The following is a 12,399-nucleotide window of genomic DNA, read 5'->3' as shown; positions in this document are numbered from 1 at the left end:
CCAGACGGAAACGCGAGTAACGCGTCGAAACGACTCAAATCAGGAAACGCTTCAGGGCAGAGAATCAGAGAGTTGATTCGCTGGCAAGTGCTTACGATTCCGATGGATTCACTTTCCGCAAAAACGGCAGCAAAATGTGAATTCATGAGGTCCGAAAGGCAACGGTCTTCGAGTTGCGCTAAAGCAGCTGCCCGAGAAATTCCTGAACGGCATGGCCCGGCCGAAAATTGCCGATGCGCTTGATCTCCCACTGCAGCCGGATGCCCGATCTTTCGAGCACGCGCGCACGCACCGTCTCACCGAGATATTCAAGCTCGTAGCCTGTGGCGGTTCCGGTGTTGATCATGAAGTTGCAATGCATCGGCGACATCTGCGCCCCGCCGACCATCAGGCCGCGGCAGCCGGCCTTGTCGATTTCCTTCCAGGCCGAGGTGCCCTCGGGATTCTTGAAGGTCGAGCCGCCGGTCTTTTCGCGGATCGGCTGTACGGTCTCGCGATGGTTCTGGACAGCATCCATCGCAGCCTTGATCGCCGCCTTGTCCTCGGGAACGCCTTCGAACAGCGCCGATGTGAAAATCAGCCCGGACGGCGCCGCTGAATGGCGATAGGCATAGCCCATGTCGGCATTGCTCAGCGTATGCACATTACCCTTGCGGTCGAGCGCCCGCACCTCGACGACACGCTCGCGCGTCTCGACGCCATTGGCGCCGGCGTTCATCCTCAGCGCTCCGCCTATGGCGCCGGGAATGCCGTGGTAGAAATGAAAGCCGCCGATGCCGGCCTCGTAGGCAACGGCCGCAACGCGCTTGTCGGGCGTCGCGGCGCCCGTCTTGATCGTGGTCGGCGCAATCACTTCGGTCTCGCCAAAGCCTTTGGCCGAAAGCCGGATGACGAAGCCCGGAATGCCGCCGTCACGGACAAGCAGGTTCGAGCCGACGCCGACGATGGTCAGCGGTATTTCCTCGGGCACCGCCTTCAGGAACGCGGCAAGATCGTCCTCGTCGGCCGGCTGGAACAATGCGTCCGCGAGCCCGCCGGCTCGGAACCAGGTGATCTTGTCCATCTCGGCATTGGGCGTGATGCGGCCGCGCAGAGCGGCAAGCCGGTCGCCAAGCTTCTCGATCAACGCCTGGCCGCGCATCATGAGATGGTCCCGCCGAGTTCCTTGGGCAGCGCATAGGCCCATTGGGTGATGTTGCCGGCGCCGAGGAAGACGACGAAATCGCCCGGCTTCGCCACCTCGCGCACGATCGGCGCAATCGCCGCCGGACCTTCGATGTAGCGTGCGTCGCGATGGCCGCCGGCGCGGATGCGCGACACCAGTGCGTCGGACGTTACCCCCTCGATCGGTTCCTCGCCGGCCGCATAGACGGGCGCCACCATTACCGTATCGGCGTCGTTGAAGCAGACGGAAAACTCGTCGAACAGATCGCGCAGCCGGGTGAAGCGGTGCGGTTGGGTAACGGCGATGATGCGGCCCTTGGTAGCGCTGCGCGCGGCCTTCAGTACCGCCGTGATCTCGACCGGATGATGGCCGTAATCGTCGAACACATCGACGCCGTTCCACGAACCGGTATGGGTGAAGCGCCGCTTGACGCCGGCGAAGGACGACAGGCCCTTCTTGATCGCCTCGGCCGAAAGGCCGAGCTCATGCGCGACGGCAATCGCCGCCGTCGCATTGGAAACGTTGTGGCGTCCGGGCATCGGCAGCCGCAGGCCGGCAATCGTTATCTGACCGTGCGTCTTGCGGTCGCGGATCACCACGTCGAATTCCGAGGTGGGGCCGTCCATGCGGTGATTGGTGAAGCGCACGTCGGCCTGCGCATTTTCGCCATAGGTGATGACGCGCCGGTCCTCGATGCGGCCGACCAGCGCCTGCACCTCGGGATGGTCGGTGCACATCACGCCGAAGCCGTAGAACGGCACGTTCTCGACGAACTGGCGAAACGCCTCGCGCACTTTGTCGAAGGACCCGTAATGATCGAGATGCTCGGGGTCGATATTGGTGACGACGGCAATCTCGGCCGGCAGCCTGAGGAAGGTGCCGTCGCTCTCGTCGGCCTCGACCACCATCCATTCGCCGTCGCCCATGCGGGCATTGGTGCCATAGGCATTGATGATGCCGCCATTGATCACCGTCGGGTCGAGCCCGCCGGCTTCGAGTAGCGTCGCCACCATCGAAGTCGTCGTCGTCTTGCCATGCGTGCCGCCGATCGCCACCGCTTGCCGGAAACGCATCAGCTCGGCCAGCATCTCGGCCCGCCGCACGATCGGCAGCAACTTCTCACGCGCCGCCTTCAGTTCCGGATTGGATTTCTTGATTGCGGTGGAGACGACGACCACCTCGGCCTCGCGGAGGTTTTCGGCCTGGTGGCCGACGAAGCATTCGATGCCCTTGTCGCGCAGCCGCTGCACATTGGCGCTGTCGGCCTGGTCGGACCCTTGCACCTTGTAGCCGAGATTGTGCAGCACCTCGGCGATGCCGCTCATGCCGATGCCGCCAATGCCGATGAAATGCACGAGGCCGATCGTCTGTGGCATCTTCATGCGTGCGTCTCCTTCCTGAATCCCGAAACGGTTTTCCTGGACGCAATAGCCTCTGTCAGATCGGCGAGCAACCGCGCGGCATCCGGTTTTCCGGACGATTTCGCCGCCGCGGCCATTGTCGCCGCCCTGCCTGGATCATCCATCAGCCCGCCGACAAGCGCGGCGATCCGTTCCGCCGAAAGCGTGGATTGCGGATGCACCTCGGCACCGCCCGCTGCCGCAAGGGCCGCCGCATTCGCCGCCTGGTCGTGGTCGAGCGCGTGCGGATAAGGCACCAGCAACGCCGGCCGGCCGATCACCGCGATTTCCGATACGGTCGATGCGCCGGAGCGCGACATCACCAGATGCGCCGTCGCCAGCCGCGCCGCCATGTCGGTGAAGAAGGGCGACACCTCGGCCTCAATGCCAAGCGCGGCATAGGCGGCTTTCACCCGCGCCACATCGTCGGCGCGCGCCTGCTGCGTGATCGCCAGACGCCTGCGCTGTGTATCTGAGAGTTGAGCGATCGCCGCCGGCACCGCGTCGGAAAAGAACTGCGCGCCTTGGCTGCCGCCAAACACCAGAAACCGGAACGGCTCTTCGCCGCCCGATGCGGCGTAAGGCGTCTTGGCTGCTTCCAGTACTTGCGGCCTGACCGGATTGCCGGTGGTCACCGTCTTGGCGCCAGCGGCACTTGTGTCTTCCGGCAGGAACCCACCGGCAATGGCGTCGACGCGGTCGGCGAGCGCCCGGTTGGCGCGGCCCATCACCGCGTTCTGCTCGTGGATCAGCGTCGGCACCTTGCGCCGGGTGGCGGCATAGAGCGGCGGCAGTGTCGGATAGCCGCCGAAGCCGACCACGATGGCGGGCTTGATGCTGGCGATGACGGCCGATGCCTGCCGCACCCCGCGCCAGATTTTCCAAAACGCGGCGAGCACGGCAAAAGGATTTTTCGACCCCATCGTCGCCGACTGGATCGGATGGATGGCGGCTGCCGGGAACTGCCCGGCAAAGCGCTCGGCGCGGTCGTCCGTCGCCAGATGCACCGTCCAGCCGCGCCTGGTCAGTTCGTGCGCCAACGCCTCGGCCGGGAACAGATGTCCGCCCGTGCCGCCAGCCGCCAGAAGGATGACCCCCTTCGCCATCTCACTCCGCCGGCATCGCACGCGGCGACGGCATGAAGCCCAGCTGCTTGCGCTTTTCCGGGCGCTTGCGCGTCAGCGCCAGCACCATGCCCATCGAGATGGCGATCGCGATCTGCGAGGAGCCGCCGTAGGAGATGAACGGCAGCGTCATGCCCTTGGCGGGCATCAGCTGCAGATTGACGGCCATGTTGATGACTGACTGCAGGCCGAAGACCGTGACCAGGCCGCCAACCGCGTAGCGCGTGAAATCGTCCTGCTCCTTAAGCGCCGTGTTGAGGCCGCGCAGCACGATGAAGCCGAAGATGGACATGATGAAGAAACACATGATCAGCCCGAATTCCTCGCCGGCGACCGAGAAGACGAAGTCGGCATGGCTGTCGGGTATGACCCGCTTGACGGTGCCCTCGCCCGGCCCGACGCCGAACCAGCCGCCATTGATCAGCGCCTCGCGGCCCATGTCGACCTGGAACGTGTCGCCCTCGCCGGTCATAAAGCGGTCGATGCGGCCGGCAACGTGCGGGAACACCGCATAGGCGGCGAACACGCCGCCGACCCCGGCAGCACCCAGCGCGACGATCCACAGCCACGGCAACCCGGCCATGAAGAACATCACCCCCCAGGTGCCGAGCACCAGCATGGTCTGGCCGAGGTCAGGCTGCGCCACCAGCAGCGAGATGACCAGCGCAAGCAGCAACATAGCGAACAGATTGCCCGGAATGTCGGGCTGGCGCTTGTGCTCGGCGAACAGCCAGGCGCAGATGATGACGAAGGCCGGTTTCAGGAACTCGGACGGCTGGATCGACAGGCCGGCAAGCGACACCCAGCGCCGCGCGCCCTTCACCTCGACGCCAATATAGAGCACCGCCACCATCAAAAACAGCATGATGCACAGCATGACCAGCGCCATGCGCCTGATCTGCCTGGATTCAAGAAACGAGACGGCCAGCATCACCCCAAGCGCGGGAATGGTGAAGATGATCTGTCGTGTGGCGAAGTGGAAACTGTCGAGGCCGATGCGTTCGGCCACCGCCGGGCTTGCGGCGAAGGACAAAACGATGCCGAGCCCCATCAGCGACAGGAACGCCGCCAGGAACCAGCGATCGATCGTCCACCACCAGGTCGCAACCGGGCTTTTGTCGAGACGGCTTTGCATTATCGTGTCCCTCCGATGGGCTTCACGCCATCAATGGCGGTTGCGGCTTGCCTGAACGCCTCGCCGCGCACTTCGAAATTCTTGAACTGGTCGAAACTGGCGCAGGCCGGCGACAGCAGCACCACCGCCTCGCCGCTGTCATCCTTCGCTGCATCGCGGGCGGCGTGCTCGACCGCAGCGGCCAGCGTGCCTGAGATCTCGTAGGGCACCGCCTCGCCCAGCGTCGCGGAAAAGGCCGGTGCGGCTTCGCCGATCAGATAGGCCTTGGCGACGCGCGGGAAGAAGCCGCGCAAAGGCTCGATGCCGCCCTCTTTCGGCAGGCCGCCGGCGATCCAGTAGATACGCGCAAAGCTCGACAGCGCCGGTGCCGCCGCGTCGGCATTGGTCGCCTTGGAATCGTTGACGAACAGCACATGGCCCTTGCGTCCGACCTGCTCCATGCGGTGCGCCAATCCGGGAAAGCTCTCTAGTCCCGACTGGATCTCGCCGAGATCGAGCCCGACCTTGAGGCAGGCGGCGACGGCGGCCAGCGCATTCTGCGCATTGTGCTGGCCGCGCAGCGAACCGATGCCTTCGAGAAAGGCGATACGGCTGTAGCGGCCATGCACCGCCTCCATCAGATTGGTGCCGTCGGCGAAATAGCCGTCGGTCAGCGGCAGGCGCTTGGAAATGCGAATGACCTGCCGGCCCGCCCGCTCCAGCCGGTCGGCGATCTGGGCGCACCAGGAATCGTCGACGCCGATGATTGCCGTCTCGCTGCCGGCCACCAGCCGCTCCTTGATCGAGGCGTAGTGTTGCATCGTGCCGTGGCGGTCGAGATGGTCCGGCGTCAGATTGAGCAGGACGCCGGCCGTCGGATTGATCGAGGGGGCAAGATCGATCTGGTAGGACGAGCACTCAACCACATAGTGCCGCTCGGGCTGCGGCGGATCAAGCGTCATCACCGCGCGGCCGATATTGCCGCCCATCTGCGTGTCGCGCCCGGCCGATTTGAGGATGTGCGCCGTCAGTGCCGTGGTCGTCGACTTGCCGTTGGTGCCGGTGATCGCAATAAAAGGTGCTGCCGGCGCCCGCGCCGTCCGCTCGCGGCAGAAAAGCTCGACATCGCCGATGATCTCCACGCCTGAACCTCGCGCCAGCTCCACCGTCCAGTGCGGCTTCGGGTGCGTCAGCGGCACGCCGGGCGACAATACGAAGGCTGAGAACCTCGCCCAGTTGGCGCCGCGCAGGTCTGCGGTCGCAATACCGATCGCGCCGGCCTTGGCGACGCTGTCGGGATTGTCGTCCCAGGCAAGGACGTCAGCGCCGCCCTCGATCAGCGCGCGCGCCGTGGCAATCCCCGAGCCGCCGAGCCCGAAGAGCGAAACGCGCTTGCCTGAAAAGCATGCGGCGGGGATCAAGCGGCCTCCTATCTGAGCTTCAGGGTCGACAGGCCGACCAGCGCCAGGATGACGGCGATGATCCAGAAGCGGATCACCACCTGGCTTTCGGTCCAGCCGAGCTTTTCGAAATGATGGTGGATCGGCGCCATCAGGAAGACGCGCTTGCCGGTCATTTTGAAGTAGCCGACCTGGATGATGACCGAGAATATCTCGACGACGAACAGGCCGCCGACGATGACCAACACAATCTCGTGCTTGGTCGCCACCGCGACCGTGCCGATCAGCCCACCCAGCGCCAGCGAGCCGGTGTCGCCCATGAAGATTGCCGCCGGCGGCGCATTGAACCACAGGAAGCCGAGCCCGGCGCCGATCACCGCGCCGAGGACCACCGCAAGCTCACCGGTGCCGGGTACGAAATGGATCTGCAGATATTCAGCGAATACCGCGTTGCCGGAAAGATAGGCAATGACGCCGAAGGACGCCGCCGCGATCATGATCGGCACGATCGCCAGTCCATCGAGGCCGTCGGTCAGGTTCACCGCATTGCCGGCGCCGACGATGACGAAGCACGAGAACGGGATGAAGAACCAGCCGAGATTGACGAGAAGCTCCTTGGCGAAAGGAAACGTCAGCGATGACGAGAACGGCGCCTGGCCGTTATGCATGATCACCCAGGCGGCGATGCCGGCAATGACGAATTCGAGCCCCAGCCGCGCTTTTCCGGAAAAGCCGAGATGCGATTGTTTCGTAACCTTTAGGTAGTCGTCATAAAAGCCGATCGAGCCGAACCCCAGCGTCACCAGCAGCACCACCCACACGTATATGCTGGACAGGTTCGCCCACAGCAGCGACGAGCCGACGATGCCGGACAGGATCATCAGCCCGCCCATGGTCGGCGTTCCAGCCTTCTTGAAATGCGTCTGCGGCCCGTCGGCGCGGATCGGCTGGCCCTTGCCTTGCCGCAGCCTCAGCGAATTGATGATGGTCGGTCCGAAGATGAACACGATCAGTGCCGCTGTGATCAGCGCTCCGCCGGTGCGGAAAGTTATGTAGCGGAAGACGTTGAAGACCGAGATCTTGTCCGCAAAATCGACGAGCAGTGTTAACATGCGCTTGCGTCCCCCGGACCGATCCTAGGTCTGTCTGCTGGTTGTGGCTTCCGCCGGAAACTTGCCGAGCAATGCCTCGACCAGCTTTGAAAAGCCTATGCCTTTCGACGATTTGATCATGACCACGTCGCCGGGCTTCAATTCCGATAGAAGCACCGGCTTCAGATCTTCCGCGCCGGCGCGGTACTCCGTCTTGATCTCGCCGGGCAGCACGTCGGCCAGCGCCCGCATTTCCGGGCCGCCGAGAAAGACCGTGCGCGTGTCGGTGCCGACGATCAGGTCGGCAAGGGCGGCATGCAATTTCGCCGAATGGCTGCCGAGCTCGAGCATATCGCCAAGCACGGCAATTCGCCTGCCCTCGCCCGACACCGGTGTCGTGTTGAGCAGTGCCATTGCAGCGCTCATCGAGGCCGGATTGGCGTTGTAGCTCTCGTCGATCAGCGTGATCGGGCCCTTGGGATGGCGCAACACATAGCGCTTGCCGCGTCCGCGTTCGGGCGAAAGATCGGCCAGCGCCTGAGCAACCCTGGTGACGTCGGCGCCGACCAGATGCGCTGCACCCAGCACCGCCAGCACATTCTGCACCATGTGGCGGCCCGGCGCGCCGATCCTGGCGACGATCTCGTGCCCGCCAATCTTGGCGGTGATGACGGAGTGATCGGCATTGAGCTCGCATTTGATCAGTTTGAAGGTCGCCCGGGCATTCTCGCCGAACCCGTAAACATGCTCGACGCCGGCCTCTTTCGCCATCTTCTCCAGCAGCTTCCAACGCGGGTCGTCGCGGTTGAGAAGGGCGGCGCCACCGGGCTCCAGCCCTTCGAAAACCTCCGCCTTGGCCTTGGCGATCTCGTCCAGATTGCGGAAGAAGCCGAGATGAGCGGCCGCGATCAGCGTGACGATGGCGACATGCGGCCGGACCATCTTGACCAGCGGCCGGATCTCGTCCGGATGGTTCATGCCGATCTCGAAGACGGCATAGTCGCAATCCTGCGGCATGCGCGCCAGCGTCAGCGGCACGCCCCAATGGTTGTTGAACGACTGGGCCGATGCATGCACAGTGCCGACCGCGGACAGAGCGTGGCGCAGCGCTTCCTTGGTGGTGGTCTTGCCCGCCGAGCCGGTCACGGCAATGACCCTGGCCTTTGAGCGAGCGCGCGCCGCGACACCGAGCTTTTCCAGCGCGACAAGCACGTCCTCCACGACGATCATCGGTGCCGTCAGCCGCCCCAGCGACGGCAGCTTGCCCTCGGCGACGACAAGCACGCCGGCGCCCGCCTTAATGGCGGCGGTGACGAAATCGTGGCCGTCCATCGCCTCGCCCTTGATGGCGAAGAAGGCGTCTCCTGGCTGCAGGCTGCGGCTGTCGATGGAAATGCCGGCGATGCCTTCAGGCATCGGACCGAGCGGCCGGCCATCTATGGCCGCAACCAGCGCCTCGGAGGTCCACAGATAGTTCACGCCGCATGCTCCCTGAGCGCCGAGCGAACTTCCTCGTGATCGGAAAAATGCAGCGTCTCGGTGCCGATGGTCTGGCCTTCCTCATGGCCCTTGCCGGCCACGATCAGCGTGTCGCCGGCATGCAGCATGGCGACCGCCTCGTGAATGGCCTTGCGCCGGTCGCCGATCTCGATCGCGCCCGGCGCGGCCGTGAGGATTGCGGTGCGGATCGTCTCGGGGACTTCCGAGCGGGGATTGTCGTCGGTGACGATGACGACATCGGCCAGCCTTGTGGCGATCTCGCCCATGATCGGCCGCTTGCCCCGATCACGGTCGCCGCCGCAGCCGAACACGACGATGACGCGGCCAGTGGTAAAGGGGCGCACCGAAGCCAGCACGTTTTCCAGCGCGTCCGGCTTGTGCGCGTAGTCGACATAGACCGGTGCGCCATTGGCGGCCGTCCCAACGAGGTCGAGCCGTCCCGGCGCGCCCTTCAATTTCTCCAATGCCATCAACGCTTTGCCGACGGATGTTCCGGTCGAAATGGCGAGGCCTGCCGACACCAACGCATTGGCAATCTGGAAATCGCCGGCCAGCGGCAAGTCGATTTCGTGGAGGACGCCGTCCGCTTCCACCTCGGCGCGTTGGCGGTGGCGCTCGTGCTCGACCCGCTTCAGCCGCAGGAAATCGCCGCGGCGGCCGACTGTCAGCACGTTCAGTCCCGCTACCCGCGCCGCCTGGATCGTCGGCTCCGACCACGGGTCGTCGGCAAAGATCACGGCCGGCGCGCCCTTCGGCAGCAGCGCGTCGAACAGACGCAATTTGGCGCGATGATAGTCCTCGACCGTCGGATGGTAGTCCATGTGGTCGCGGCCGAGATTGGTGAAGCCGCCGGCCGCAAGCTTGACGCCGTCGAGCCGGCGCTGGTCGAGGCCATGGCTGGACGCTTCCATCGAGGCGTGGGTGACGCCGGCCTCCGCCAATTCCTCGAGCAGCCTGTGCAGCGCCACCGGATCGGGCGTGGTCAGCGAGCCGTATTCGTTGCGGCCCGGCGCCACCACGCCGGTCGTGCCGATCGAGGCGGCGGCGAAGCCCGCCTGCTCCCATATTTGCCGGGTGAATGCGGCGACAGAGGTCTTGCCGCTGGTGCCGGTCACCGCGACCATGGTTTGCGGTTGCTTGCCGAAATAACGGGCAGCACTCAGCGCCAGCGCAAGGCGCGGATCGTCGACCGAGAGAACCGGCACTGGCAGCCCGGCGACCACACTGCCCTTGCCGACCACGATCGCTGCAGCGCCGCGGCTCGCGGCATCGGCGGCATAGGCTGCGCCATCCGCCTTGGAGCCGGTGAGCGCGAAAAAGACGACACCCGGTGTTACCTGGCGGGAATCCGACGAAATCCCTGTAACCTCCATGTCGAAGGAAGCTGTCCCCTCGACAGGCAGGATACCGGCTAGATCTTTCAGCTTCATCGAACCCCGTTCATCGCAACAAAATAGCGCGCAGTTGCCGGCGCGCCCCAAGAATCACTGATAGGAAACCAGCGTTGCACCATTTTCATGGCTGAAATCTGGCTTCACGCCAAGCATGGAAGCCGCACGTCGGATGATGTTTGCAGCCATGATGCCCGCATTCGAGGCGGCCGTCGCGCCCATACCGGGCTTTTCCGGCTTCGGTTCGTCGGCGATCGTCAGCACTATGTATTGCGGATCGTCCATCGGGAAAGCCGCAACGAAGGCGTTGAAATTCTTTTCCTTGGAGTAACGGCCGTTGACGACCTTCTCCGCCGTTCCCGTCTTGCCGCCCACCCGGTATCCTGGCACCCGTGCATTGCGGCCGGATCCCTTTTCGGCATTGAGTGCATAGAGGTAGCGCATGCCCTCGACGGTCTTGTCGCTGACCACTTTCTTGGCCACCGCCATCGCCTGCTCCTGCGTGCGCGGCAGGAAAGTCGGGTCCATCAGATAGCCGCCATTCATCAGCGCGGCGCAGCCGACCGCCGTCTGCAGCGGCGTCGTCGACACACCGTGGCCGAAGGCGATGGTGATCGAATTGACCTGCTTCCAGACCTTGGGCTCGGTCGGCCGGGCGACTTCTGGCAGTTCGGTCTGCATCTTCTCGAGGATTCCCAGGCGATGCAGGAATTCGCGGTGTCCGTCGATGCCAACCGCTTCGGCTTCCTTGGCAGAGCCGATGTTGGATGAGTAGATGAACACTTCCGGCACCGACAGTACCCGGCCCTTGCCATGGAAATCATGGATGGTCTGATGGCCGATCCTGATCGGGCGCGATGCGTCGAAACGGCTTTGCAGCGTTATCTTGCCGGAATCGAGCGCCATGGCGGTGGTGAAGCTCTTGAAGGTCGACCCCATTTCGTAGAGGCCGGCCGACATACGGTTGAGCCGGTCCTTGTCCTGCGCGTTATAGGGGTTGTTCGGATCGAAATCCGGAACCGAGGCCATCGCCAGCACCTCGCCGGTCTTGACATTGAGAACGACGGCGCCCGCCGCGATCGCGTGGTATTTCTCCATGCCCGTGGCGACCTCGTCGCGTACGATATGCTGGACGCGCAGGTCGATCGAGAGTTGCACCGGCTTCAGATCCTTGGCTACCGCCAGGCCCGACGCCTGAAGGTCGCTCAAGCCCTGTTCGTCGATGTATTTCTCCATGCCGGAGATGCCCTGATTATCGATGTTGGTGAGGCCGACAATGTAGGACGAGGTTTCGCCGGCCGGATAGAACCGGCGCTTTTCGGTGCGGAAGCCGAAGCCGGGGATGCCGAGTTGCATGATGTCGGCCTGCTGCTTCGGTGTCAGTTGGCGCTGCAGCCAGACGAAGCCGGCGCCGCTCTTCAACTTGTTGTATGTCTGCTCGTAGTCGATCTCGGGAAGCACCGTCGACAGTTTTTCGATCGCTTCGTCGGCGTCGACGATGCGGCGCGGTTCGGCAAACAGCGACGCCGTCTTGATGTCGGTCGCCAGCACTTCGCCGTTACGATCGACGATATCGGGTCGCGATGCCGTCACCCGGCTCTGCGGGCCGCCCGACAGGTCGGGATTCTGGAAACCCAGATAGACCAGCCGCCCGGCAATGGTCGAATAGATGCCGAAGAACACCGCCATCGTCATGACGATGCGGGTTCTGCCCTTGCCACCGGTCGCCTTGCGGGCACCTTCGACCACGATCGATCCGCCCGCGCCGGGCTTCGAACCGCGCTTCAGCAGCCTCCCAATCTTTGGAAATCTGGCGGCCATTGGAAATCCGGTGATCATTGGACGATGCCTCCAGTCACCACGGGATCCTTGCCGCCGATATCGGCCATGCCGCCCAGCCGCTGGGATGAAAGGTCCTCGATGTTGACGGGTTTCGCCGGCAGATCGTCCAGCCCGACGATCTGCCGCGCATTGACTGGCTCGAGTCCGAGTTGCGACTTGTAGAGCTCGGTCAGCTTCTGCAGGCGCGACGGCTGGGTAAGCAGGCTCCAGTCCGCCTTGAGCAGGTCGATCGTGTCCTCTTCATAGCGGATCTGCGCCTGGATCTTGTGCACTGCCGCTAGTTGCTCCTCGGCCTCGCGCTTGGTCTTGTAGGTCAGGGCAGCCGCCGAGACCATGACGGCGATCAGGACTATGTCGCTGGTACGAAACACG

General features: G+C 64.1%; 10 protein-coding genes. All 10 read right to left on the bottom strand.

Annotated elements, in window-relative coordinates; all coding sequences use genetic code 11:
* Window positions 1–178 precede the first annotated feature (178 nt).
* From murB to ftsL, 10 genes are read right to left on the bottom strand one after another with little or no spacing between them, the layout of a single operon-like run.
* Complete coding sequence (murB, locus tag NKI85_RS08590) at window positions 179–1,144, bottom strand: UDP-N-acetylmuramate dehydrogenase (RefSeq protein WP_352776568.1); 966 nt, start codon at window positions 1,142–1,144, stop codon at window positions 179–181.
* Window positions 1,141–2,547 (bottom strand): UDP-N-acetylmuramate--L-alanine ligase, encoded by a 1,407-nt coding sequence (gene murC / locus NKI85_RS08585; RefSeq protein ID WP_352524277.1) that lies wholly within the window; start codon window positions 2,545–2,547, stop codon window positions 1,141–1,143. The genes murB and murC overlap by 4 nt, the downstream gene beginning before the upstream one ends.
* Window positions 2,544–3,671 carry an undecaprenyldiphospho-muramoylpentapeptide beta-N-acetylglucosaminyltransferase gene (gene murG / locus NKI85_RS08580; RefSeq protein ID WP_352776567.1) on the bottom strand — a complete coding sequence of 376 codons (1,128 nt, stop codon included), beginning with the start codon at window positions 3,669–3,671 and terminating at the stop codon, window positions 2,544–2,546. The genes murC and murG overlap by 4 nt, the downstream gene beginning before the upstream one ends.
* 1 nt (window position 3,672) lies before the next feature.
* Entirely contained in the window at window positions 3,673–4,824 is a 1,152-nt protein-coding gene (gene ftsW / locus NKI85_RS08575) for a putative lipid II flippase FtsW (RefSeq protein ID WP_023676765.1), read from the bottom strand.
* Entirely contained in the window at window positions 4,824–6,224 is a 1,401-nt protein-coding gene (gene murD / locus NKI85_RS08570) for a UDP-N-acetylmuramoyl-L-alanine--D-glutamate ligase (protein WP_352524274.1), read from the bottom strand. The genes ftsW and murD overlap by 1 nt, the downstream gene beginning before the upstream one ends.
* 8 nt (window positions 6,225–6,232) lie before the next feature.
* The gene (mraY, locus tag NKI85_RS08565; RefSeq protein ID WP_352524273.1) at window positions 6,233–7,315 is read right to left on the bottom strand and encodes a phospho-N-acetylmuramoyl-pentapeptide-transferase; all 1,083 of its coding nucleotides are present in this window, start codon (window positions 7,313–7,315) and stop codon (window positions 6,233–6,235) included.
* A 24-nt stretch (window positions 7,316–7,339) separates the two neighbouring features.
* Window positions 7,340–8,773, bottom strand: coding sequence for a UDP-N-acetylmuramoylalanyl-D-glutamyl-2,6-diaminopimelate--D-alanyl-D-alanine ligase (locus NKI85_RS08560; protein WP_352524271.1), 1,434 nt, complete (start codon window positions 8,771–8,773; stop codon window positions 7,340–7,342).
* Complete coding sequence (locus tag NKI85_RS08555) at window positions 8,770–10,224, bottom strand: UDP-N-acetylmuramoyl-L-alanyl-D-glutamate--2,6-diaminopimelate ligase (protein ID WP_352524269.1); 1,455 nt, start codon at window positions 10,222–10,224, stop codon at window positions 8,770–8,772. The genes NKI85_RS08560 and NKI85_RS08555 overlap by 4 nt, the downstream gene beginning before the upstream one ends.
* A gap of 54 nt (window positions 10,225–10,278) precedes the next feature.
* The gene (locus tag NKI85_RS08550; protein ID WP_352524267.1) at window positions 10,279–12,006 is read right to left on the bottom strand and encodes a peptidoglycan D,D-transpeptidase FtsI family protein; all 1,728 of its coding nucleotides are present in this window, start codon (window positions 12,004–12,006) and stop codon (window positions 10,279–10,281) included.
* 14 nt (window positions 12,007–12,020) lie between these two features.
* Window positions 12,021–12,398, bottom strand: coding sequence for a cell division protein FtsL (ftsL, locus tag NKI85_RS08545; RefSeq protein ID WP_352524265.1), 378 nt, complete (start codon window positions 12,396–12,398; stop codon window positions 12,021–12,023).
* Between the last annotated feature and the right edge of the window lies 1 nt (window position 12,399).

Origin of the sequence: Mesorhizobium sp. M0571 (assembly GCF_040320985.1) — a bacterium.
Taxonomy (GTDB): Bacteria; Pseudomonadota; Alphaproteobacteria; order Rhizobiales; family Rhizobiaceae; genus Mesorhizobium.
Note: the sequence above shows the minus strand (reverse complement) of the source record. Positions and strands in the feature narration are given on the sequence as shown.